The organism is Thalassobaculum sp. (genome assembly GCF_040219615.1).
In the GTDB taxonomy this organism is placed as follows: Bacteria; Pseudomonadota; Alphaproteobacteria; order Thalassobaculales; family Thalassobaculaceae; genus Thalassobaculum_A.
This window is the reverse complement of sequence record NZ_JAVJSE010000002.1, coordinates 1-21,893: the sequence shown is the minus strand read 5'-3', so window position 1 is coordinate 21,893 and position 21,893 is coordinate 1. Positions and strand designations below refer to the sequence as shown.

Annotated in this window: 21 protein-coding genes and 1 tRNA gene; 8 read left to right on the top strand and 14 right to left on the bottom strand. The window is 71.1% G+C overall.

What is annotated here, in order from left to right; translation table 11 throughout:
* Positions 1–30 precede the first annotated feature (30 nt).
* The 3 genes from RIC31_RS00450 (at position 31) to RIC31_RS00440 (ending at position 4,213) form a co-directional block, all read left to right on the top strand.
* Positions 31–106 (top strand) — tRNA-Phe (locus RIC31_RS00450).
* Positions 107–234: 128 nt separating this feature from the next.
* The gene (locus RIC31_RS00445; protein WP_350099916.1) at positions 235–2,031 is read left to right on the top strand and encodes an ABC transporter ATP-binding protein/permease; all 1,797 of its coding nucleotides are present in this window, start codon (positions 235–237) and stop codon (positions 2,029–2,031) included.
* Between the two features lie 91 nt (positions 2,032–2,122).
* Positions 2,123–4,213 (top strand): ATP-dependent helicase, encoded by a 2,091-nt coding sequence (locus tag RIC31_RS00440; protein WP_350099914.1) that lies wholly within the window; start codon positions 2,123–2,125, stop codon positions 4,211–4,213.
* A 15-nt stretch (positions 4,214–4,228) separates the two neighbouring features.
* On the opposite strand, the gene ligD is transcribed toward RIC31_RS00440, so the two are convergent.
* From ligD to RIC31_RS00385, 11 genes are all read right to left on the bottom strand, one after another.
* A complete protein-coding gene (ligD, locus tag RIC31_RS00435) occupies positions 4,229–6,751 on the bottom strand; it encodes a DNA ligase D (protein ID WP_350099912.1) in 2,523 nt (840 codons plus the stop codon).
* Position 6,752: 1 nt separating this feature from the next.
* Complete coding sequence (locus RIC31_RS00430) at positions 6,753–6,911, bottom strand: hypothetical protein (protein ID WP_350099909.1); 159 nt, start codon at positions 6,909–6,911, stop codon at positions 6,753–6,755.
* Between the two features lie 127 nt (positions 6,912–7,038).
* Positions 7,039–8,043: an NAD(P)H-dependent flavin oxidoreductase gene (locus RIC31_RS00425; RefSeq protein WP_350099907.1), complete on the bottom strand. Its 1,005-nt coding sequence runs from the start codon at positions 8,041–8,043 to the stop codon at positions 7,039–7,041.
* A 120-nt stretch (positions 8,044–8,163) separates the two neighbouring features.
* Positions 8,164–8,718 carry a YHS domain-containing (seleno)protein gene (locus tag RIC31_RS00420; RefSeq protein WP_350099905.1) on the bottom strand — a complete coding sequence of 185 codons (555 nt, stop codon included), beginning with the start codon at positions 8,716–8,718 and terminating at the stop codon, positions 8,164–8,166.
* Between the two features lie 210 nt (positions 8,719–8,928).
* Positions 8,929–9,135: a cold-shock protein gene (locus RIC31_RS00415; protein ID WP_350099903.1), complete on the bottom strand. Its 207-nt coding sequence runs from the start codon at positions 9,133–9,135 to the stop codon at positions 8,929–8,931.
* A 266-nt stretch (positions 9,136–9,401) separates the two neighbouring features.
* The gene (locus tag RIC31_RS00410) at positions 9,402–9,884 is read right to left on the bottom strand and encodes a YHS domain-containing (seleno)protein (RefSeq protein WP_350099901.1); all 483 of its coding nucleotides are present in this window, start codon (positions 9,882–9,884) and stop codon (positions 9,402–9,404) included.
* A 35-nt stretch (positions 9,885–9,919) separates the two neighbouring features.
* A complete protein-coding gene (locus tag RIC31_RS00405) occupies positions 9,920–10,471 on the bottom strand; it encodes a carboxymuconolactone decarboxylase family protein (protein ID WP_350099899.1) in 552 nt (183 codons plus the stop codon).
* 78 nt (positions 10,472–10,549) lie between these two features.
* On the bottom strand, positions 10,550–11,515 hold the full coding sequence (locus tag RIC31_RS00400; RefSeq protein ID WP_350099897.1) for an AraC family transcriptional regulator: 966 nt from the start codon (positions 11,513–11,515) through the stop codon (positions 10,550–10,552).
* Positions 11,516–11,588: 73 nt separating this feature from the next.
* Positions 11,589–12,545, bottom strand: coding sequence for an NAD(P)H-dependent flavin oxidoreductase (locus RIC31_RS00395; RefSeq protein WP_350099894.1), 957 nt, complete (start codon positions 12,543–12,545; stop codon positions 11,589–11,591).
* A gap of 25 nt (positions 12,546–12,570) precedes the next feature.
* Positions 12,571–12,957, bottom strand: coding sequence for a nuclear transport factor 2 family protein (locus RIC31_RS00390; protein ID WP_350099892.1), 387 nt, complete (start codon positions 12,955–12,957; stop codon positions 12,571–12,573).
* 59 nt (positions 12,958–13,016) lie between these two features.
* A complete protein-coding gene (locus RIC31_RS00385; protein WP_350099890.1) occupies positions 13,017–13,631 on the bottom strand; it encodes a glutathione binding-like protein in 615 nt (204 codons plus the stop codon).
* Positions 13,632–13,763: 132 nt separating this feature from the next.
* On the opposite strand from RIC31_RS00385, the gene RIC31_RS00380 reads away from it, so the two are divergent.
* Positions 13,764–14,129, top strand: a complete 366-nt coding sequence (locus RIC31_RS00380; protein WP_350099888.1) for a winged helix-turn-helix transcriptional regulator — start codon at positions 13,764–13,766, stop codon at positions 14,127–14,129.
* A gap of 27 nt (positions 14,130–14,156) precedes the next feature.
* On the opposite strand, the gene RIC31_RS00375 is transcribed toward RIC31_RS00380, so the two are convergent.
* A complete protein-coding gene (locus tag RIC31_RS00375) occupies positions 14,157–14,834 on the bottom strand; it encodes a cupin domain-containing protein (RefSeq protein WP_350099886.1) in 678 nt (225 codons plus the stop codon).
* 23 nt (positions 14,835–14,857) lie between these two features.
* A complete protein-coding gene (locus RIC31_RS00370) occupies positions 14,858–15,484 on the bottom strand; it encodes a glutathione S-transferase family protein (protein WP_350099884.1) in 627 nt (208 codons plus the stop codon).
* A gap of 108 nt (positions 15,485–15,592) precedes the next feature.
* Between RIC31_RS00370 and RIC31_RS00365 the strand changes: the two genes are divergently transcribed.
* Positions 15,593–16,168: a TetR/AcrR family transcriptional regulator gene (locus tag RIC31_RS00365; RefSeq protein ID WP_350099882.1), complete on the top strand. Its 576-nt coding sequence runs from the start codon at positions 15,593–15,595 to the stop codon at positions 16,166–16,168.
* Between the two features lie 5 nt (positions 16,169–16,173).
* On the opposite strand, the gene RIC31_RS00360 is transcribed toward RIC31_RS00365, so the two are convergent.
* The gene (locus tag RIC31_RS00360; protein WP_350099880.1) at positions 16,174–17,538 is read right to left on the bottom strand and encodes an MBL fold metallo-hydrolase RNA specificity domain-containing protein; all 1,365 of its coding nucleotides are present in this window, start codon (positions 17,536–17,538) and stop codon (positions 16,174–16,176) included.
* A 110-nt stretch (positions 17,539–17,648) separates the two neighbouring features.
* Here RIC31_RS00360 and RIC31_RS00355 point away from each other — a divergent pair, with 110 nt between their 5' ends.
* The 3 genes from RIC31_RS00355 to RIC31_RS00345 are packed head-to-tail and all read left to right on the top strand — an operon-like array spanning position 17,649 to position 21,757.
* Positions 17,649–18,092: a host attachment protein gene (locus RIC31_RS00355; RefSeq protein ID WP_350099878.1), complete on the top strand. Its 444-nt coding sequence runs from the start codon at positions 17,649–17,651 to the stop codon at positions 18,090–18,092.
* A gap of 42 nt (positions 18,093–18,134) precedes the next feature.
* Complete coding sequence (locus tag RIC31_RS00350; RefSeq protein ID WP_350100007.1) at positions 18,135–19,109, top strand: zinc-dependent alcohol dehydrogenase family protein; 975 nt, start codon at positions 18,135–18,137, stop codon at positions 19,107–19,109.
* Positions 19,106–21,757, top strand: coding sequence for a cation-translocating P-type ATPase (locus RIC31_RS00345; protein ID WP_350099876.1), 2,652 nt, complete (start codon positions 19,106–19,108; stop codon positions 21,755–21,757). Before RIC31_RS00350 ends, RIC31_RS00345 begins: the two co-directional genes overlap by 4 nt.
* Positions 21,758–21,893: the final 136 nt, after the last annotated feature.

Below are 21,893 nucleotides of genomic sequence, written 5' to 3'. Positions count from 1 at the left end.
GGCTATACAGCGCGCCGTGCCTTCGGCACCGCCCAGGTAGCTCAGCTGGTAGAGCAGTGGACTGAAAATCCGCGTGTCGGTGGTTCGAATCCGCCCCTGGGCACCATTTCCCTCCAGTCCGTTCATCGCCACGGCTCGCGTCGCCCCGGGAGACCCCCTGCCGGGCGATGTAAGGTATAGTCGAGAGCGTTCGGTGCCGGCGATCGAAGGCCGGTGCCCGTGCCCTGGGGATCCATGAAGACGACGGCGGCCGGAGACACGCCCGACCCGCGGAACCCGGAACCGTCGGAAGCCGGTCCGCCGGCCGGGCGGCTGCGGATTGGCGAGCTTCGCCGCCATGTCCGGGCGTTCCTCGGCGCCGTGGCCCGGGCGCCGAACAGCCGGAAGGTCTACGTCCTGGTCGCCGCGGTCACCCTGGTGATCGCCGCCACCACCTTCGGGCAGATCCGGCTGAACGAATGGCAGCGCGACTTCTACGACGCGCTGGAGCAGCGGCATTTCGACGCCCTGCTGGTCCAGCTCGGGGTGTTCGTCACCATCATCGCCGGGCTGCTGACCCTCCAGGTGGCGCAGACCTGGCTGGGCGCGACCCTGAAGATCGGCCTGCGGGACGCCGTCACGACCGATCTGCTGTCGGCCTGGATGCAGCCCCGCCGGGCCTACCAGCTCGGCTGGGCCGGCGATGTCGGCCACAATCCGGACCAGCGGATCCAGGAGGACGCCCGGCACCTCTGCGATCTGTGCGGCGATCTCGGCATCGGCCTCCTGCAGGCCACCCTCCTGCTGGTCAGCTTCGTCGGCGTGCTGTGGGTGCTGTCGGAGCATGTGACGCTGGTCTATGACGGCTATCGGCTCGAGGTGCCGGGCTACATGGTCTGGTGCGCGGTCGCCTACGCGGCCGCCGGGTCCTGGGCGACCTGGCGGGTCGGCAAGCCGCTGGTCCCGCTGAACGCCGAGCATTACGCCCGGGAGGCGGACTTCCGGTTCTCGCTCGTGCACACCAACGAGGCGGCCGAGGCGATCGGGCTCAACGACGGCGAGGTCGATACCCGCAACCAACTCGGCACCTCGCTCGGCCGCGTGCTCGCCATCCAGCGCCAGATCGCCCGCGGCCTGGCGAACCTGACCTGGGTCACCGCCGGCTATGGCTGGCTGGCGCTGGTCGTGCCGATCGTGGTCGCGGCACCGGGCTACTTCGGCGGAACCCTGACCTTCGGCGAACTGATGATGGTCACCGGTGCGTTCTTCCAGGTGCAGCAGTCGTTGCGGTGGTTCGTCGACAATTTTGCCGCGATCGCCGACTGGCGGGCGACGCTGCTGCGCGTCATGTCGCTTCGGCTGGCCCTGCCGGACCTGGAGCCGATGGGGGTGGCGGCCGGCCACATCGTCTACCAGGCGCATCCCGACGGTCGCCTGGCGCTGGAAGATCTCGTGGTCGCGTTGCCGGACAAGCAGGTCGGGCTGGCCGACGGCCGGTTCGAGCTCGCCCCCGGCGACCGCGTGCTGATCACCGGCGGGCCGGGCCGCGGCAAGTCGATGCTGTTCAGGGCGATCGCCGGCCTGTGGCCCTGGGGGAGCGGCCGGGTGCTGCTGCCGCCGGCGGACCGGACGGTGTTCCTGCCGCAGCGCCCGTACCTGCCGATCGGGACCCTGCGCAAGGCGATCGCCTACCCGCGGGCACCCGAGGGATACTCCGATTCCGACGTAAAGGCGGCGCTCGACCGGGTCGGGCTGGCCCACCTGGTGCGTCATCTCGACGAGGAGCGGCGCTGGGACCGGGAACTCGCCGTCGAGGAGCAGCAGGCCCTGGCGTTCTCGCGGCTGCTGTTGCAGCGGCCGCTGTGGGTGTTCCTGGACAATCCCCTGAACGCCCTGGAAGGCACCCGCCGGGCCGAGCTCATGACGGTTTTCCAGCACGAGCTGGCGGATGCCGCCGTGCTGGCGGTCGGGCGCAGCACGGCCGCGGCGCCGCCGCAATGCCAGGCGATGGAACTGGTCGAGATTCCGAGCGCGGAGAGGGCGGCATCGTGAGCGCGGGCGACCCTCCGACAGACACGGGCATTGCGAACAAAACGGGAATCATGATTCAGTGGTCCGACCATCCGCCGCCGGTCGGTCGCCCATGTCCGTCGCTTTCGCCCCGCCGCCCGCCGTCCCCGGCGACGACCTGAATCCCGAGCAGCGCCGGGCGGTCGAGCATGGGGTGCGTGACGGCGACGCCTCGCCGGGGCGGCCGCTGCTGGTGATCGCCGGGGCCGGGTCGGGCAAGACCAAGACGCTGGCCCACCGGGTCGCGCATCTGATCGCCAACGGCGCCGACCCGCAGCGCATCCTGCTGATGACCTTCTCGCGCCGGGCGGCGGCGGAGATGACCGGCCGGGTCGAGCGGATCGCCCGCCAGGGCATGGGCGAGACCGGCCGGGTGCTGGCCGGCGGGCTGAGCTGGGCCGGCACCTTTCACGCGGTCGGCGCCCGGCTGCTGCGCGAGCACGCCTTCCAGCTCGGCCTCGACGCCGAGTTCAGCATCCACGACCGCGAGGATTCCGCCGACCTGCTGAACCTGGTGCGCCACGAGCTCGGCTTCTCGAAGACCGCGAACCGGTTCCCGGCCAAGGCGACCTGCCTGGCGATCTACTCGCGCTGCGTCAACTCGGGGGCACCGCTCGAGGAGGTGCTTGAGGCGGCGTTCCCGTGGTGCGCCGAGTGGGCGGCCGAACTGAAGGGCCTGTTCGCCGGCTATGTCGACGCCAAGCAGAGCCAGCACGTCCTCGATTACGACGACCTGCTGCTCTACTGGGCCCAGGCCATGGCCGAGCCGGAGCTGGCGGCCGAGATCGGCGGCCGCTTCGACCACGTCATGGTCGACGAGTACCAGGACACCAACCGCCTGCAGGCCGACATCCTGCTGGCGCTGCGCCCGGACGGCAGCGGGCTGACGGTGGTCGGCGACGACGCCCAGTCGATCTACGCGTTCCGGGCCGCCACAGTGCGCAACATCCTCGACTTCCCCGGGCATTTCGACCCGCCGGCCGAAATCGTCACCCTGGACCGCAACTACCGCTCGACCCGGCCGATCCTGGAGGCCGCCAACGCGGTGATCGGCCTCGCGGCCGAGCGCTTCACCAAGAACCTGTGGACCGACCGCGAGTCGGCCGACCGGCCGCGCCTGGTCAGCGTGCGCGACGAGGCCGACCAGGCGCGCTACGTGGTCGAGACGGTGCTGGAGAACCGCGAGCACGGCCACCTGCTGAAGCAGCAGGCGGTGCTGTTCCGGACGTCCAGCCACAGCGGGCCGCTGGAGGTCGAGCTGACCCGCCGCAACATCCCGTTCGTGAAGTTCGGCGGCCTGAAGTTCCTGGACGCCGCCCATGTGAAGGACCTGCTGGCGCTGCTGCGGTTCGTCGAGAATCCGCGCGACCGGGTGGCCGGCTTCCGGGTGCTGCAGCTGATGCCGGGGGTCGGCCCGGCCTCGGCGCAGCGGGTGCTCGACCACATGGCGGGCGCCCTCGACCCGATCGCCGCCGCCGCCTCGGCGCCGGCACCGGCGCGCGCCGGCGACGCCTGGCCGGACCTGCTGTCGGTGCTGGCCGACCTGCGGGCGGGCCGGGCCGGCTGGCCGGCCGAGCTGGAGCGGGCCCGGCGCTGGTACGAGCCGCATCTGGAGCGCATCCACGAGGACGCCCTGGTGCGCCACGCCGACCTGGTCCAGCTCGAGCAGATCGCCGCCGGCTACGCCTCGCGCGAGCGGTTCCTGACCGAGCTGACGCTGGATCCGCCGGACGCCACCAGCGACCAGGCCGGGGTGCCGCTGCTGGACGAGGACTACCTGATCCTGTCGACCATCCACTCGGCCAAGGGCCAGGAGTGGAAGTCGGTGTTCGTGCTCAACGCCGTCGACGGCTGCCTGCCGTCCGACCTCGGCACCGGCAGCAGCACCGAGGTCGAGGAGGAGCGGCGGCTGCTGTACGTCGCGATGACCCGGGCCAGGGACGACCTGCACCTGGTGGTGCCGCACCGGTTCTTCACCCACAACCAGAACCCGCGCGGCGACCGCCACGTCTACGCCTCGCGCACCCGGTTCATCCCGAAGTCGATGCTGGGACTGTTCGAGGGGACGACCTGGCCGTCGGCGCCCGGCTTCGCGGCCGGCCGCGGGCCGTCGCGCAACATCAGGGTCGACGTCGGTGCGCGGGTGCGCGGGATGTGGCGCTGAGCGGCACCGGGAAGCTCACTCGGGCTCGACCCCGAGCGCCCGCAGGCTGGCGGCCTTCAGGCTCTGGCGAACCTCCCGGTAGCCGTCCCAGGGGTCGGGCGCCTCGGGATCGGCGTTCCTGACGCTGAAGGCGTTCGCGGCCTCGATGCCGGCGATATCGTCCCAGGCGACCGGCCAGGCGACCGGCGCGCCCTCGCGGGCGCGGGGCGAGTAGGGGGCGATCGCGGTCGCGGTGCGGTCGTTGCGGAAATAGTCGATGAAGATCCGGCCCCTGCGGCGGGCCTTGCTCATCGTCGCGACATAGCGGTCGGGGTCGTCCTCCGCGAATCGCTGGGCGAGCGCCCTGGCGAACGCCTTTGCGATCGTCCAGCCGTGCCGGCGCGTGATCGGAACCACCACGTGGATGCCCTTGCCGCCGGTCAGCAACGGGAAGCTCCGCAGCCCGAGCGCATCCAGCGCCTCGCGCATGGTGCCGGCCGCTTCCTTCACCGCGGCGAACTTCACCGACTCGTCGGGGTCGAGGTCGAAGACGATACGGTCCGGCTGCTCCAGGTCGTCGATCCGGGAGCCCCAGACGTGCAGTTCCAGCACGCCCATCTGGGCGGCCTCGACCAGCGCCTTCGTCTCGGTCAGGTAGACGTAGTTCTCTTCCGAGCCGTCCTTGCCCTTGACCGGTAGCCGCTTGAACCGGCTCGGCAGTCCGGCGCCGTCGTGGCGCTGGAAGAAGCACTGCCTGGCGCGCCCCTGCGGGCAGCGGACCAGGCTGACCAGGCGGTCGGCGACATAGGGCAGCATCCGGCCGGCGACCGACTGGAGGTACCGGGCGAGCTCGCGCTTGGTGATGCCCTGGCCCGGAAACAGCACCCTGTCCGGGTGGCTGAGGCGAACGCCGCCGATGGAGGCTTCCTGGTCGTCGTCCTTTGCCGACCTGCTGCTCATCCCGGCCTCCCTGGCCTTTGCCGGCCGCTCGCGCCGCACGCTCCTGGCCGGCTTGTCCTCGCGGAGTCCCTTGAACCGGCCGTGCCGCACCAGGCCGTCGGCGGTGAACTCGGCGAATTCGACCTGCGCGACCAGTTCCGGGGTCACCCAGCGGGCGTCCCGCCGCACGGACGACGGCACCTCGCCCCGGACCGGGCTGGTCCTGCGGGCGAGCCTGTGCAGCCGCTTGGCGATGGCGTCGAGCTCGGCGTGAGAGAATCCGGTGCCGACGCGGCCGGCGTACAGCAGGTCGTCGCCGTCGCGGGTGGCGAGCAGCAGCGACGCGAACGGCCGGCTCTTGCCGGACGGCGACCAGCCCACGACCACGAACTCCTGGTCGCGGCCGCATTTGAGCTTGAGCCAGGAGCGGCCGCGGCCGGAGCGGTATCGGGCGTCGGCGCGCTTGGCGATGATGCCTTCGAACCCGCTGTCGCAGAGCTTCTCCAGCATCGGGGCCGGGTCGCCGTCGACATGGTCGGTGAAGTACACTGGCCCGTGCCTCCCGGCGTCGCCGAGCAGGGCCTGCAGCCGCTCCTTGCGCTCGACCAGCGGCCGGTCGCGCAGGCTCTCGCCGCCTTCCGCCAGCAGGTCGAAGACGAAGTAGGACAGATCGGCCCTGCCGCCGCGCTCGAGCGCCCGGTGCAGGGCGGAGAAGTCGGTCCGGCCCGCGTCGTCCGTCGCGACGATCTCGCCGTCGAGCAGGGCGCCGTCCAGATCCAGCCCGGCGAGCGCGGTGACGATCGCCGGGTAACGGTCGGTCCAGTCCAGGCCGCTGCGGGTGTAGATCGCGATGTCGCCGCCGGACACCGCGGACAGGGCCCGGTAGCCGTCGAACTTCACCTCGTACAGCCAGCCGGCACCCGCCGGCGCCTCGTCCACCAGGGTCGCCAGGGCCGGCTCGACGAAGTTCGGCCGGGCGGAGCCCCGCTTTGCGGACTTGCGCTTCGACGGCTTCCCCGCGGGGCCGCGGGCGACCTGCTTCAGGCTGCGGCCGGAGGCCACGCTGGTCGTGCTGTCCGCGGTCACGTCGCGCTCGCGGTCGACCTCGTCGTCGAGCTCCTTGATCAGCAGCCAGTTCTCGCGCTTCCCGGACGCCTTGCCCTTGCCCTTGCCCTTGAACCGGACCAGCGCCCAGCGGCCGCGCAGGCGGTAGCCGTGCAACTCGAACACCAGCTTGCCCTTGTCGAGACCCTCGTGCGGGTCGCCGACCGGCCTCCAGTCGCCACGGTCCCACAGCAGCACGGTGCCGGCGCCGTAGTTGCCCTCGGGAATCCGGCCTTCGAAGGTCGCATACTCCACCGGATGGTCCTCGGTGCGGACCGCCAGCCGCTTGTCCGACGGGTTCAGGCTCGGCCCCCGGGTGATCGCCCAGCTCTTCAGCACGCCGTCCAGTTCCAGGCGCAGGTCGTAGTGCAGCCGGCGGGCGTCGTGCTTCTGGATCGTGTACAGGTGGCCTCGGCCACGCCGCGGCTTGCCGCCGCTCGGCTCGGGGGTGCGGTCGAACGTCCGCTTCGAGCGGAAGGGACCCAACCTGTCCGGTGTCGGCGGGGTGCGTGCCATCTCAGCCCGCCTTGCGACGGCCGCCGCTCGAAGACCTGCCGCCGGTCGGCCGCTCGTCCTCGTCGATGTCGGGCGGACGCTTGGGCCTGATCATGCTCTTCGACGACTGCCGGGACGATGCGGTCGAGGACTTGCTTCTGGCGGTGGTACGGCTGGCCATGGCGGCTCCCCCTTTCGGCGGTCTTTCGGCTCACAGCACGAACCGGTGAACCGCCGGACGGGTTCCGACGATCGCCGAACCGGCCGCCGCACCGTGTCGACGCGGGCGCCTCGAGGGGGACGGCCGGTCAGGCGGGCTCGGCGACCCGCGCCTGGCGCGCCAAAGTCTCCGACAACCGCTTCCGGGCGGCCCAGTACTCGCGGTCCAGGCGGTCGATCAGGGCGGCGGCCGGTACCACCTCCTTGATCGCGCCGACGCCCTGGCCGGAGCCCCAGATCTCCTTCCAGCTCTTCGGCTTCGATGACCCGCTGGCGAAGCTCATCGCCGAGGCGTCGCTGGTCGGCAGGTTGTCCGGGTCCATGCCCTGGGCGGCGACCGACGGCTTGAGGTAGTTGCCGAGCACGCCGGTGAACAGGTTCGTGTAGACGATGTCGTCGGCACCGCAGTCGACGATCATCCGCTTGTAGCCCTCGACCGCGTTGGCCTCCTCGGTGGCGATGAAGGCCGAGCCGATATAGGCGAGATCGGCGCCGGCGGCCTGGGCGGCCAGGATGGAATCGCCGCAGGCGATGGCGCCGGACAGCGCCAGCGGGCCGTCGAACCAGCTGCGGATCTCCTGGATCAGCGCGAACGGCGACAGCGAACCGGCATGGCCGCCGGCGCCGGCCGCCACCGCGATCAGGCCGTCGGCACCCTTTTCGATCGCCTTGCGGGCGAAGCGGTCGTTGATGACGTCGTGCAGGGTGATGCCGCCACAGGAATGCGCCGCCTCGTTGACCTCGACCCGGGCGCCGAGCGAGGTGATCCAGATCGGCACCTTCCAGCGCGCGCAGATCTCGATGTCGCGCTCCAGCCGGAGGTTGGTGCGGTGCACGATCTGGTTGACCGCGTAGGGCGCCGCCGGGCGGTCGGGATTGGCCTGGTTGTGGCGGTCCAGTTCCTCGGTGATGCGCTTCAGCCAGCGCTCCAGCTCGATCGGCTCGCCGTCCGCCTCGCGGGCGTTCAGGGCCGGGAAGGAACCGACGATGCCGGCCTTGCACTGGGCCAGCACGAGGTCGGGATTCGAGACAATGAACAGCGGTGAGCCGATCACCGGCAGCCGCAGGTCCCGAAGGATGGGCGGAAGGCTCATGCGGGTTTCCTCGCCTGGTCGACTCCGACGGCCCGACCGGTGTCACGGCCGGGCCGGGCCGAGCTTAACAGCCCGGGCGACCAGACGGGAAACGCCATTTCATTCCGTGGTTCGGGTGGGTCAGTTCTTGATCGGGGCCGGGCCGCTGTAGGTGCCCTTGTTGTCGTCGATCGCCGTCCAGTTCTTGCCGGAGGCCTCGGCGGCCTCGAGCTTGCCCCAGTTGACCTTCGACTTGTCGAGGTTGCCGGGAATGTCGCTTTCCCAGAAGCCGACGACCGTCGGGGTGATGTTCAGGTAGAGCCTGCCGTCGACGATGCGCCACAGGTTGGGGTTACCGGGGACCTTGCCGCCCTGGGCGATGCCGTAGGCGCAGTGACCGTCGTAGGCCGGTGCGTATTTCGCCGGATCGGCCAGGAACGCCTTGCGGTTGGCCTCGGTGGCGAACGCCCATTTGGCGCCGTTGTACTCGGCGGTGATGTCGGCCCGGCCGGGGACCGCGTGCGGCTGCCTGGTGCCGACCGGCGCCTGCTGCATCTCGAAGAACGCGACCGGGTCGTAGCCGCTGACCGCGAAGCCGGATTCGTCGACATATTGCTGGCCGGCACTGGCGGTGATCGGGGCGGCCGAGATCGCCATCAGCGACAGCGCCGAGGCCATGATGAGTCTGCGGAACATTGGGAGACCTCCAGCTCGTCAGAATGCGCGGGGGCGATTGCCTTCCCGTCGTGGCGAGATTTGGGGTCGGAGCCGCATCGCGTTCAAATCAGCACATCACACAACGGCGTGACACGGGCCCGGGGGCGGAATGCGGACAGCAAAAAGCCCCGCGGGCGGACCCGCGGGGCTCGTGCCGTCCGGCGCCGGGCGCCGGTCGTATGCGGTCGGTCAGAGGTAGGCGATACCCTCGGCCGAGCTGCGGCCGTCACGGCCGGCCTCGACGCGGTACTCGACCTTCTGGCCTTCGGCCGGGCTCATCAGGCCGGCGCGCTCGACGGCGGAGATGTGCAGGAACACGTCCTTGCTGCCATCCTCCGGCTGGATGAAGCCGAAACCCTTGGTGGTGTTGAAAAACTTCACGGTGCCAACGGCCATGTCCGTGTCTCCTATTGGAACGCCGCGCGCGGAGTGCCGCGGTCCCGGCTTGTCGGTCGAAACAGAAAGACCGGCAGCCTCGAGAGACGGTCAGTAGCTTCTGATCTTGATCGATAGCTCCCGGGATATCGGTCGTCCGGGCCGGACTTGCAAGGGGAAAATGCGACTTTTCAATATTTTATCGACGGCGACCCGGCTCGGACGAGCGCCGGCGAGCGTGCCGGCAGACGCGTAACCCGCGTCTGCCGGCCGATTTTTCGCCCGCCTCAGAGGGCGGTGGCGGCGGTGTGCCGGATCTTCGACCAGTTGGCCTCGGCCTTGGCGATCGTGCCGGCCCGGTCCTTCTGGAACTCGTGGAAGATCGCCTCGTTCAGGAAGACGTAGAGCTTGCCGTCGACCACCTCGGCGAAGCGCGGGTCGCCGTCGAACTTCTTGCCGACCGCCACGCCGTAGGTGCAGAAGCCGCCGTTCTGCGGCGTGTAGTGCGCCGGGCTCTTCTCGAACGCGATCTTGTTGGCCTCCGAGCTGAAGTAGTAGGCGACGCCGTCATGCACCGCCGAGTGGCTGGCGGTGCCGACGACCTGGGCGCCGCGCTCGACGAACGCGACCGGGTCGACGCCGCGCAACCCCAGCGGGGCGCCGGCATAGGTCAGGCCGGGGCCGACGTTGATCTCGTCGACGGCCAGGGCCGGGGTGGCGAAGGCGACGCCGGCCAGCAGGGCGGTGGCGAGGGCGAGTGTCCGGAACATGGGTTTTCCTTTCGGGGATCGGTTGCGGGCCGCGCTCAGGCGGCGGTCGCGGTGCCGGTGAGCACGACCGGGAAATCGATCTCGGTCGCGGCGGCGTGGTTGAGATAGTTGGTGAAGATGTTGAGGACGGTGTTGGCCAGGATCTCGACCACCTGGCCGTCCTCGAACCCGGCGGCGCGGACCGCCGCCAGGTCGTCGTCGGTAACCTGGCCTCGGGTCGTGACGATCCGGGATGCGAACCGCAGCGCGGCCTGCATCCGCGGGTCTGCCGAGCGGCCCTGCAGATTGCGGTCGATCTCCTCGGCCGCCAGCCCGGCGTTGCCGCCGAGCATGCTGTGCGCCGAGGCGCAGTAGTCGCAGCGGTTCGCGCCGGCCACGGCGAGCGCGATCTGCTCGCGCTCGGCGTGGCCGAACGTCCCGCCGGCCAGCGCGCCCGACAGGCCGATAAAGCCGGTCAGGGCGGCCGACGACTGGGCCATGGTTCCGATGATGTTCGGAACCCCGCCCATCTGCTTCCTCACCGTGGCGAGCAGCCCGGCGGTCTTGGCCGAGGCGTTCGCCTCGTCGATGCGTGGGATGCGTTGCATATAGCCTCCTGTGCATGGGGTGCGTGACAGGAGGCGAAATGGACCCGGTCGTACGAGTGGTCAACTCATGGGAATTATCTATGGATGTCCGGCATTGCGTCTGGGACGATCTGCATCGTTTATTGAGATTCGTCGGTATTCCGTCGGCGCCAGGCCGAACCGCGCGGCGAATGCGCGAGTGAAGGCGGCAGGCGACCGGTAGCCGATCTGGCCGGCGACCTGCTGGACACTGACCCGCGGGTCGTCGAGCATCGACAGCGCCTTCTGCAAGCGCCAGTCGGCGAGATAGGCCATCGGCGCCAGCTCCATCAGCTCGCTGAAGCGCTCGGCGAAGCGGCTGCGCGACATCCCGACGGCGGCGGCCAGGGACTCGACCGTCCAGGGCCGTGCCGGCTCGGCGTGCATGAGCTGCAGGGCACGCCCGACCTGGCGGTCGCGGAACGCCTCCAGGACCGTGCGAAGCTCGCCTTCGACGCCAATGCCGGCGCGCAGCAGCTCGATGAATACCACCTCCGACAATCGGGTCACCGCCGCCGCCGAGCCGGCGCCGTCGGCGAACACCCGCCGCACCACCAGGCGCAGCACGTCGTCCAGCCAGGGCTCGCGGGCGCGGGCGGCGTTGGAGGTCACCAGGAACTCCGGCAGGGCCCGCAGGATCGGGTGGTCGGCGCCGGTCCGGAAGGTGAAGTGGCCGCATACCAGCTGGGTGCTGGCGGCCGGGTCGCCGTCGCCGACCGCCAGTACGCCCTGGCCGTCATAGCCGACCGCCGACAGCACGGTCTCCAGCGGCGGCGCCTCGCGGCCGGCACGGTCGGCGATGACGTGGCTGCGGCCGCGCGGGATCAGCACCAGGTCGCCGGGGCCGAGGTCGACCGCGGCCCCCGACGGAAACGCGACGTGGCAGCGGCCCTGGACCACCAGGTGGAAGCGGGCGGCCTGCCGCAGCTCCGGCACCGTGACCGCCCAGGGCGGCGAGAAGTCGGTCCGGTAGTAGAACGCCCCGCGCAGGTTCAGGGTGTCGAGGATGTCGTCGAGGACGTCCATGGCAGGAGCTCTCGAGGATTGCAGGTCGTCCTAGAATAGGGGACGAACGGCAAATCTTCACCCGGATAAAGCGTCATCCGGGCCGGCGTCGGCCCAGCGCCCGCTCGGCCTCGGCGACCGTGCGCTCGACGATGTCGCGGGCCGAAGGCAGGTCGGCAACCAGGTCGATACCCTCGCCGGCCCACAGCACGCGGGTCGTCAGGTCGTCGGCCGCTGCCGCATCGTAGCCGGCCTCGGCCTCGGCCCGGCGGTCGAGCAGCTCGTCCTCGCGGCCGTGCCAGCGCTCGGCGAAGGCGTTGCGGACGGCGCGGCCCGGGAAGTGCGGGGGCCAGGCGACGCCGCGCACGATATCGAACACCCGGGTCTGCAGGGTGTCGTCGCCGGCGGCCGCCACGGCGCCCTGCTTGAGGGCGTCGGACCATAGCGACTCCCGCGAGGCCGCGAACCGCGTGCCCATCAGCACGCCCTCGGCGCCCAGCATCAGGGCGGCGGCGAGCCCGCGGCCGTCGGCGATCGCGCCGGCCGCCACCACCGGGATCGGCGCCACCGCGTCGACCACCGCCGGCACCAGCCCGAAGGTGCCCCGCAGGCCGCCGGAATGGCCGCCGGCGTCACGGCCCTGGGCGATGATCACGTCGGCGCCGGCATCGGCGGCCTGCCGCGCCATCTCCAGGCTCTGCACCTGGCAGAACAGCAGGCTGCCGGCGGCCTTTACACGCCGGGCAAAGGGCGCCGGGTCGCCGAACGACAGCATCACCGCCGGCGGCGCGTGCTCGAGGGCGGCATCCAGCGCCTCCGGCCGCTCGCCCAGCGACCAGGTCACCAGCCCGACCCCGACCCGGGCATTGCCCGCGGCCGCCATCTCGTCGCGGATCGTGGCGCTGTTGGCGTAGCCCGAGCCAATGAAGCCGAAGCCACCGGCGGCGGTCACGGCGGCGGCCAGGGCGCCGCCGGAAGCGGAACCCATGGGCGCCAGCAGGATCGGATGCTCGATGCCGAGCAGCTCGGTCAGGCGGGTCGGAAGCGACATGGCGGTGTTCTCCGTTCGGGCGGTATCAAGCCGCTGCAGTATCGACGAGATCGAAGTGGAAGACCTTGGCGATGATCCGCCAGCGGCCGTCGGTCTCGATCAGGGTCAGGAAGTCGGTGAAGTGTTTCGGCCCGATCGCACAGTGCACACGGGCGAAGGCGGTGGCCGGACCGGCGAACTCGATTCCGGCGATCCGGTCGCGGCGTTCCTCGCCGCGGCTGGCGGGCGACGGCCGCCGGGCGACGATCGGCAGGTACTCGTCCATGCCGAAGTTCACCAGGGTCGGCTCGGTGGCGCAGACGTAGCGGGCATCCGGATGGAAGACCCGGGACAGGATATCGGTGTCGCTGAGGTAGAGGCCGTCGAAATAGTCCGACAGGGCGTCGACGACGGCGGCGTAGCGCGGGTCCATGGAAACTCCTGTGTCGGAAGGGCGGCGGCCCGGGACGGGTCCCCGGGCCGCCGCGGACGTCAGCCGGTCAGGCCTTCGGCGGCCATCGCGTCGCGGGTGGCGGGCAGGGCGCCGATGCGGCCGACCAGGGCCTGCACGTTCGGCCAGCGACCCAGGTCGATGCCGACGAAGTTGCACCAGTTGGCGACGGTGAACAGGTACAGATCGGCAACGCTGACGCGGTCGCCGACCAGATGCCGCCGGCCGTCGGACAGCATGGCCTCGGCGAAGCCCATGCGGTTGGCAACGACCTCCTCGGCCGCCGGGCGGTCGGTATCGGCGATCGGCGCGCCGGAGAAGAACGGCTTGAACGCCTTGTGCAACTCCGAGGCGATGTAGTTCAGGGCTTCCTGCAGGCGGGTCCGCGCGAGCGTGCCGGGCGCCGGGGCGAGGGCGGCCTGCGGCGCCTGGTCGGCGACGTACTGCAGCAGGGCGGGCGCCTCGGTGATGGTCTCGCCGCCGTCCAGGATCAGCGCCGGAACATAGCCACGCGGGTTGATGGCACGGTAGTCGGCGCCGGTCTCGGTGGTTTTGGTCGCGGAATCGACGCGTTCCATCTCGAACGGCTGGTCGGCGAGGCGCAGGGCGATATGGACGGCCAGCGAGCAGGCGCCCGGCGAGTAGTACAGCTTCATGGTTCGGTCTCCGTTGGTCTCCGGTGGCCCGGAAGGAACGCCGAAGAGGTATGGAGAGAAATTACCGATTTAAACTTGATTTCATTTGGATACCTGATATTGAGGTTTCCGTTTGGTAACCAGGAGTGACCGATGCCGTTGAAGGTCCGCAGGAACCGCAGCCCGCAGCCGCCGCCGTCCTGCCCGCTGACCGAGTGCATGGGCATCATCGGCGGGGCCTGGACGGTGAACGTGATCTGGAGCCTGCGCGCCGGTCCGCGCCGGTTCAGCGAGCTGCGCGTGGATATACCGCCGGTGTCGCCGAAGGTGCTGACCGCGCGGCTGCGCGAGCTGGAGGCGCGCGGCGTGCTGCGGCGCGAGGTCAAGCCGACCTCGCCGCCATCGGTCGAGTACTCGCTGACCGCGCTCGGCGGCGAGCTGGTCCCGGCGATCGAGGCGATCGTCGAGGTCGGCCACAGGCTCAAGGGATCGCCGGACGCGCCGGTGGCGAACGCCTGATGCATTCGTGGCCTTCCTCGCGGCGGGTTACCTGCCGGGGGCCGACACGAACCGCAGGTGGCCGGTCTTGATCCACACGACCGCCCCGTCCGGACCGGCGTCGGCGACGGTCTTACCGTCGCCGGGCAGCCGCAGCCAGGAATGCCGGCGGAAGCGCTCTCCCTGCTGTGTGAAGCCGCCTTCCAGCACGAACAGTTCGGCACCGCCGTCCCAGGCCAGGTCGACCGCCGCACCGGCCGCCCAGCGCTCCAGGCGGACGTCCTCGCGGGCGTCCCGGAACAGCGGGGTCACCGTCACGCCGGGGCGCGCCGGGTCGGCGACCGCGCCGATCTTGCCGGTGTCGATCACCACATGGGTCCGGTCGTCCGGGTCGAACTGCCAGAGCTTCACCATGATCGTGCAGCCCTGGGCCGAGGCCGGGCTGTGGCGCGAGGTCGGCGGGTTGCGGACATAGGTGCCGGCCGGGAAGTCGCCGTGCTCGTCCTGGAACACCCCGTCCAGCACCAAGAACTCCTCGCCGCCGCCGTGGACATGGGCCGGGAACCGGCTGTCCGGGGCGTAGCGCACGATGCTGGTCGCCCGCGCCACCTCGTCGCCGATGCGGTCGAGCATGCGACGGGCGACCCCGGCGGTCGGCGACTCGACCCAGGCGATCTCGTCGGCGTGCATGGCCACGCGCCTGTCGAAATCGGCGTTGATCTCCATGGCTTTGCCTCCAGCGGCCGGGGTCAGGCGGCGACCGCGGCGCTCGGCCGGGCCGAGACGCGTGCGCGCCAGGCCGACAGCCTCGCACAGTCGTCGGGGATCGCGAGACTCACGAAATCGGCGAAGGCGAAGCCGGCCATGGCGGTGATGTCGGCGACCGTGAAGCGGTCGGCCGCCAGGTAGGCGCGATGCGCCAGCATGCCGTCCATGCGGCGCATGGTGGCGACCGCCACGTCGCGCTGGCGCAGGCCCCAGTCCCGGTTCTGGTAGGTCTCGATGGCCGGGCCCAGCCCGTCGGTGGCGTGGTGGAAGAAGGCGGCGACCGCATCCAGCAGGCCGGCCTCGATCTTGCGCTGGGTCATGTGGATCACGGCACGCTCGCGGGCGTCGCGGCCGGTCAGCACCGGATCGCCGTCGGCATGGTCGAGATACTCTGTGATCGCCGAGCACTCCGAGATCAGCGTGCCGTCGTCGAGTTCCAGCACCGGCACCGCGCCGGACGGGTTCTTGGCCAGGAAGGCGGGCTGCCGGTGCTCGCCGCCCGGCACGTCGACATGCACGAACTCGACCGCGTCGAACAGCCGCTTCTCGGCCAGCGCGATGCGGATTCGGGCGGGGTTCGGGAAACCCTTGAACTCGTAGACCTTCATGGCCGGCTCCTCGGCGGTGATGGATGATTAATCTATCTATCAGTTGATAGGTAATCTGAAGAGCATCCAGCCTCGTGTCAATGCCTATCTTCTGATAGAGAGGTGGACATGACGACCGATGCCCGCGCCGGAAAGGCCGCCGAGATCCTGGACGCCGCCGAGCTGCGGATGCGGCGCGGCGGGTACGATGCCGCCAGCTTCCGCGACCTGGCGGCCGACGTCGGCATCAAGAGCGCCAGCGTGCACTACCATTTCCCGCAGAAGGCCGATCTCGGCGAGGCGGTGGTCGAGCGCTACGCCGAGCGCATGCAGGCGGCCCTCGGCCGGCCGGACGACCCGGCCGAGAGCGTCGGCCAGCGGCTGTCGCGGCTGTGCGACGTCTACCGCCACGCGGCGATCGACAAGGGACTGATCTGCCTGTGCTGCGTGCTCGGCAGCCAGTCCCTGGAACTGCCGGCGCCGGTGGCCGAGGCGGTCGGCCGGTTCTTCGACGGCCTGCTGCGCTGGACCGCCGCGGCGCTGGCGGCGCCGGCCGCCGGGCCGCCCAGCGCCGGACCGCCCGCCGCCGGTCGCAGCGCCGCCGACATCGTCGGCAGCCTGCAAGGGGCCATGGTCCTGGCGATCGCCACCCGCCGGCCGGCGCTGTTCGAGGAAACCCGCACACGGCTTCTCGGCGGGGCCTGAGGGGCCTACTCCAGAGTGGCGGTCTCGCCGTGCTCGGCGACGTGGCACGACCAGCCGAGCTCTTCCTCGACGCGGTGGCGGAGCGCGTCGGCCGCGGCCGGCTCGCCATGCACCACGAAGGTCTCGCGCGGCGGGCTCTCGAAGCCTCCCAGCCAGCGCATGATCTCGTCGCAGTCGGCATGGGCCGAGAACATCTGCAGGTTGTCGACCTCTGCGCGCACCGGGACGTACTGACCGTGGATCTTCACGGTCTCGGCGCCGGCGGTCATCGCGTCGCCGCGGGTGCCGCCGGCCTGGAACCCGGCGAACAGGATCATGTTCCGGGGGTCCGGGGCGTAGTGCTTGATGTGGTGCAGGACGCGGCCGCCGGTCGCCATGCCGCTGGCCGAGATGATCACCTTCGGCATCGGGTTGGTGTCCAGCGCCTTCGACTCGTCCGGGGTATGGACGTAGCGCGCCACCGAGCAGGCCGCCCGCGCCTGGGAAGCGGTCAGCTTGTGGGCTCGGTGATCGCGGCAGAACAGCTCGCTGGCGTCGACGCTCATCGGGCTGTCCAGGAACACCGGCAGGTCGGGGATGCGGCGGGAGTCCTTCAGCCGGCGCAGGTGGAACATCAGGGTCTGGGCGCGGCCGACCGCGAAAGACGGGATGATCACCGTGCCGCCGCGCGCCGCCGAGCGGTTGATCGCGGCGGCCAGCGCGTCCTCCGGGTCGGCGCCGTCGTGGCGGCGGTTGCCGTAGGTCGACTCCACCAGCAGCCAGTCGGCCTGCCGGATCGGCGTCGGATCGACCATGGTCGCGTTGTCGTATCGCCCGAGATCGCCCGAGAACACGATCCGCCGGCCGCCGAAGCCGATCGTGACGATGGCGGCGCCCAGGATGTGGCCGGCCGGATCGAAGCGCGCGGCGAACGGCCCGGCGACCGGCTGCGGGCCGCCGTCCGGCACGGGCTCGAGCAGCTTCAGCGCGTCCGCGGCGTCGGCGGCGGTGTAGAGCGGCAATGCCGGGTGGTGCTTGGAGAAGCCGTGACGGTTAGCGAAGTCCGCATCCTTCTCCTGCAGGTGCGCGGCGTCGGGCAGCAGCACTTCGCAGAGGTCGCAGGTCGCCGCGGTGGCGTAGATCGGTCCCCGGAAGCCGTCGCGCACCAGACGCGGCAGATAGCCCGAGTGGTCGATATGGGCGTGGGTCAGCACGACCGCGTCGATGCTCGACGGCTCGACCGGCAGCCGGGCCCAGTTGCGCAGCCGAAGCTGCTTGAAGCCCTGGAACAGGCCGCAGTCCACCAGCACCCGGGTATTCCCGGACTGCAGCAGGTACTTCGAGCCAGTGACGGTCCCGGCGCCGCCGAGAAACTGGAGTGTCGCTTTCATTTGGACATCGGGCCCCACCCGGTGGCCTCGCGCGTTGATCTTGCTCAATGCCGGGCGGTCCGACCGGGGCGATTGTCGTCCGAGGGGGTGTCATCTGTCGAGGATTCGCCATGCGGACCGTTACGTGGATTCTGACCGCCGACCATCAGCATGCCCGCGTGTATGCGTTCACCGGTCGCGGTGCCGACCTTGCACCGGTCGATGCGCTGGCCATGGACGATCACCTGCCGGCCAGTCACGAGGCCGGATCGCATCGCCCCGACCTGGGCTACGCGGCGAAGGGCGGCCCCGGGCACGGCTACGAGCCGCGCACCACCCCGCACGAGAAGGCCGCTCTCGGGTTCGTCGACCGGGTGGCGTCGGCACTCGAGGCCGCCGCCGGCCGGGACGACTTCCAGCGGCTGATCGTCAGCGCGCCGCCGCGGGCGCTCGGCGAGTTGCGGCAGCGCATGCCGGAGGCGGTGCGCGGCAGGGTGGTCGGGGAACTCGACCTCGACCTGACGAAGGAACCCGCCGACGCCGTTCTCCGCCATGTCGATCGCTTCCTGGTCTGACGGATCGCCGTCCGGTCCGACGGAGCGCCGGTCGTGAAGGCGATGGTTCTCGAGCAGGCGGGCATGCCGCTCCGCCTGATCGATCTTCCGGATCCGGAGGCCGGTCCCGGCGAGATCGTCGTGAAGGTGCTGGCCTGCGGCGTGTGCCGGACCGACCTCCATGTGGTCGACGGCGAGTTGCCGGATCCGAAGTTGCCGCTGGTGCCGGGCCACGAGATCGTCGGGACGGTCGAGCGGATCGGCCCGGGCGTCGACGGTTTCGCCGTCGGGCAGCGGGTCGGCATCCCGTGGCTGGGCCGCACCTGCGGGCATTGCCGGTTCTGCCGGATGGATCGCGAGAACCTGTGCGACGACCCCGGCTTCACCGGCTACCGGATCGACGGCGGCTATGCCGAGTACGCCCGGGCCTCGGCCGACTACTGCTTTGCGATCCCGGACCGTTACGGCGACGTGGAGGCCGCGCCGCTGCTGTGCGCCGGCCTGATCGGCTACCGGTCGTGGCGGATCGCCGGCGATGCCGGGGGCCTGGGGCTGTACGGCTTCGGCGCGGCCGCGCATATCGTGGCGCAGATCGCGACGGCGCGCGGTCAGCGGGTGTTCGCGTTCACCCGGCCGGGCGACGGCGAGGCCCGGGCCTTCGCCCGTCGGCTGGGTGCCGCCTGGGCCGGCGGGTCCGACGAGGCGCCACCCGAGCCGCTCGACGCCGCCATTCTGTTCGCGCCGGTCGGCGCCCTGGTGCCGGCGGCGTTGCGGTCGATCAGCAAGGGCGGCAGGGTGGTGTGCGCCGGCATCCACATGTCCGACATCCCGTCGTTTCCCTACCGGCTGCTCTGGGAGGAGCGTGAAATCGTCTCGGTCGCCAACCTGACCCGGGCCGACGGGCACGCATTCTTCGCGCTGGCGCAGGAGGTCGAGATCCGGACCGAAACCGTCGCCTATCCCCTGGCACAGGCGAACGCGGCGCTCGACGACCTGCGGCACGGGCGCTTCCAGGGTGCCGCCGTGCTCGTACCGTGACGGAGCGTCCGCCCGGCGCACCGGTCGAGCCGCATGCCCTGCCCGCCGAGGCGGTGGCCGCCGCGCTCGACGTCGATCCGGCGATCGGACTGGCCGCGCAGGAGGTCGACCGGCGCCGGCGCAGCCACGGCCGCAACGAGCTGCGGCAGCATCCGCCGCGACCGATGCTCGGAATCCTGATCGACCAGTTCAAGAGCCTGATCACCGCCCTGCTGGCAGCCGCGGCGCTGCTGTCGGCGGCGTTCGCGCACTGGACCGAGGCGGCGGCGATCGCGGCGGTGATCGCGATCAACGCGCTGATCGGCTTCGTCACCGAGTGGCGGGCGGTGCGCTCGATGGAAGCCCTGCGCAGCCTGACGGTCCAGCATGCGAGGGTGCGCCGCGGCGGGGCGGTCGCCGAGGTCCCGGCCGGCGACCTGGTGCCCGGCGACGTGGTCCTGCTGGAAGGCGGCGACTTGGTGGCGGCCGACCTGCGGCTGATCGAGGCGTCGAAGCTGCAGTGCGACGAGTCGGTGCTGACCGGCGAGTCCCTGCCGGTCGGCAAGCGGATCGACGCCATGCCGGCGGCGACCGCCCTGGCCGAGCGCGCCGGCATGGCATACCAGGGAACCGCCGTCACCCGCGGCAGCGGCGCCGGCATCGTGGTCGCCACCGGCATGTGCAGCGAGCTCGGCCGGATCGCCGCCCTGGTCGAGCAGGCCGAGCCCGAGCGCACGCCGCTGGAACGGCGGATCGAGGTGCTGAGCCGGCAACTGGTCTGGCTGACGCTCGTTCTGGCGGGGGTGATCGCCGGGACCGGGATCGTCGCCGGCAAGCCGGTGCTGCTGATGCTGGAGACCGCCATCGCGCTGGCGGTGGCGGCGGTGCCGGAAGGGCTGCCGATGGTCACCACTCTGGTGCTGGCGCGCGGCATGTGGCGGATGGCGCGGCGCAACGCCCTGATCGAACGGCTGTCGGCGGTCGAGACCCTGGGTGCCACCACCGTGATCCTGACCGACAAGACCGGGACCCTGACCGAGAACCGCATGGCCGCCACCCGGCTTCACCTGCCGTCGGGCGACCTTGCGGTCGGCGCGACGGCCGACCCGCCGCCGTTCCCGGACGGCACGCCGGGCCGGCGGGCGCTCGAGGTCGGAATGCTGTGCAACAACGCCAGCCTGTCGGAGTCCGGCGAGGCGACCGGGGACCCGACCGAGGTCGCCCTGCTGAGGCTGGCGGCGCGCTTCGGGCTCGACCGGGCGGCGGCGGTCGCGCGCTGGCCGGAGCTGCGCGAGGACGCCTTCGACTCCGACCAGAAGATGATGGCGACCGTGCATGCCCGCGACGGCGGTTTCCTGTACGCGGTGAAAGGGGCGCCGGAGGCGGTGCTGGCGAAAGCGACCGCGGTGGCGGCGCTCGACGGCGACCACGCCATGACGGAGGACGAGCGCGCGCTGTGGCGGGCCCGGGCGTCGGTGCTGGCCGATGGCGGCCTGCGGGTGCTGGCGCTGGCGAGCAAGCGGGCGGACGGCGCCGACGAGCCGGCCTATGCCGGCCTCACCCTGCTCGGCCTGGTCGGGCTCGAGGACCCGCCGCGCGGCGACGTGGCGCCGGCGATCGCCGCCTGCAAGGCGGCCGGCATCCGGGTGGTGATGGTCACCGGCGACCATGCCGCCACCGCCGGCCAGATCGCCGCTCATGTCGGTCTGCCGGAGCCCGACTCCCTGCCGGCGATGGAGGGTGGCGCGCTCGGTGCGATCGACGCGCTGTCGGACGATCAGCGGCGCGACCTGATGCGCCGCGCGGTCTTCGCCCGGGTCAGCCCGGCCCAGAAGCTCGAGCTGATCCGGCTGTTCCAGGAGGCCGGCGAGATCGTGGCGATGACCGGTGACGGGGTGAACGACGCGCCGGCCCTGCAGAAGGCCGATATCGGCGTGGCAATGGGCAAGCGCGGCTCGCAGGTGGCGCGCGAGGCCGCCGACATGGTGCTGCGCGACGATGCGTTCGCGTCGATCGTCGCGGCGGTCGAGCATGGCCGGGTGATCTTCGCCAACCTCCGCAAGTTCCTGGTCTACCTGCTGTCCTGCAATCTCAGCGAGATCCTGGTGATCGGCATCGCGGCGCTGGCGAGCATGCCGCTGCCGCTGCTTCCCCTGCAGATCCTGTACCTGAACCTGGTCACCGACGTGTTCCCGGCCTTCGCGCTGGGCGCGGGCGAGGGCGAGGGCGACGTCATGGCGCGGCCGCCGCGCTCGCCGCGGGAGCAGGTCCTCGGCCGTCGGCAGTGGCTGGCGATCGCCGGGCACGCGGCGGCGCTGACCGCCGCCACCCTCGGGGCGTTCGTGCTGGCGGTCCGGTGGCTCGACATGCCGGTGCAGGATGCCGTCACGGTGTCCTTCGTCACCCTGGCGCTCGGCCAGCTCTGGCACGTCTTCAACATGCGCGACCGGGGCAGCGGGCTGCTGGTCAATGAGGTCTCCCGAAATCCCTATGTCTGGGCCGCCCTGGCGCTGTGCTTGGCGCTGGTGGGCGTGGCGGTCTACCTGCCGCCGCTGGCGGCGGTCCTGGCCCTGGTGCCGCCATCGGCCGCGGCGGCCGGCCTCGCGCTCGGCCTCAGCCTGGTGCCGTTGCTGCTGGGACAGATCGTGAAGGGCGCCCGCCGGCGCTAGGTTCTGTACCCATAAAGGGGATTCCCGTTATGGGCTGATTGTGATTCAAGCTTCCAAACTGCGGGAGCTTGATGATGAAGCGTCGTCACGATCTGACGGATCTGGAGTGGCGTGTCATCGCGCCGCTGCTTCCGAA

Excerpts from the sequence above, each read along its gene's own strand:
- RIC31_RS00390 (WP_350099892.1), bottom strand. The coding sequence starts at position 12,957 with ATGGACCCGCGCTACGCCGCCGTCGTCGACGCCCTGTCGGACTATTTC.
- RIC31_RS00405 (WP_350099899.1), bottom strand. The coding sequence starts at position 10,471 with ATGCAACGCATCCCACGCATCGACGAGGCGAACGCCTCGGCCAAGACC.
- RIC31_RS00375 (WP_350099886.1), bottom strand. The coding sequence starts at position 14,834 with ATGGAGATCAACGCCGATTTCGACAGGCGCGTGGCCATGCACGCCGAC.
- RIC31_RS00445 (WP_350099916.1), top strand. The coding sequence starts at position 235 with ATGAAGACGACGGCGGCCGGAGACACGCCCGACCCGCGGAACCCGGAA.
- RIC31_RS00440 (WP_350099914.1), top strand. The coding sequence starts at position 2,123 with ATGTCCGTCGCTTTCGCCCCGCCGCCCGCCGTCCCCGGCGACGACCTG.
- RIC31_RS00355 (WP_350099878.1), top strand. The coding sequence starts at position 17,649 with ATGCGGACCGTTACGTGGATTCTGACCGCCGACCATCAGCATGCCCGC.
- RIC31_RS00370 (WP_350099884.1), bottom strand. The coding sequence starts at position 15,484 with ATGAAGGTCTACGAGTTCAAGGGTTTCCCGAACCCCGCCCGAATCCGC.
- RIC31_RS00410 (WP_350099901.1), bottom strand. The coding sequence starts at position 9,884 with ATGTTCCGGACACTCGCCCTCGCCACCGCCCTGCTGGCCGGCGTCGCC.
- RIC31_RS00415 (WP_350099903.1), bottom strand. The coding sequence starts at position 9,135 with ATGGCCGTTGGCACCGTGAAGTTTTTCAACACCACCAAGGGTTTCGGC.
- RIC31_RS00385 (WP_350099890.1), bottom strand. The coding sequence starts at position 13,631 with ATGAAGCTGTACTACTCGCCGGGCGCCTGCTCGCTGGCCGTCCATATC.
- RIC31_RS00360 (WP_350099880.1), bottom strand. The coding sequence starts at position 17,538 with ATGAAAGCGACACTCCAGTTTCTCGGCGGCGCCGGGACCGTCACTGGC.
- RIC31_RS00425 (WP_350099907.1), bottom strand. The coding sequence starts at position 8,043 with ATGAGCCTTCCGCCCATCCTTCGGGACCTGCGGCTGCCGGTGATCGGC.
- RIC31_RS00400 (WP_350099897.1), bottom strand. The coding sequence starts at position 11,515 with ATGGACGTCCTCGACGACATCCTCGACACCCTGAACCTGCGCGGGGCG.
- RIC31_RS00395 (WP_350099894.1), bottom strand. The coding sequence starts at position 12,545 with ATGTCGCTTCCGACCCGCCTGACCGAGCTGCTCGGCATCGAGCATCCG.
- RIC31_RS00365 (WP_350099882.1), top strand. The coding sequence starts at position 15,593 with ATGACGACCGATGCCCGCGCCGGAAAGGCCGCCGAGATCCTGGACGCC.
- RIC31_RS00430 (WP_350099909.1), bottom strand. The coding sequence starts at position 6,911 with ATGGCCAGCCGTACCACCGCCAGAAGCAAGTCCTCGACCGCATCGTCC.
- RIC31_RS00380 (WP_350099888.1), top strand. The coding sequence starts at position 13,764 with ATGCCGTTGAAGGTCCGCAGGAACCGCAGCCCGCAGCCGCCGCCGTCC.
- ligD (WP_350099912.1), bottom strand. The coding sequence starts at position 6,751 with ATGGCACGCACCCCGCCGACACCGGACAGGTTGGGTCCCTTCCGCTCG.
- RIC31_RS00350 (WP_350100007.1), top strand. The coding sequence starts at position 18,135 with ATGGTTCTCGAGCAGGCGGGCATGCCGCTCCGCCTGATCGATCTTCCG.
- RIC31_RS00420 (WP_350099905.1), bottom strand. The coding sequence starts at position 8,718 with ATGTTCCGCAGACTCATCATGGCCTCGGCGCTGTCGCTGATGGCGATC.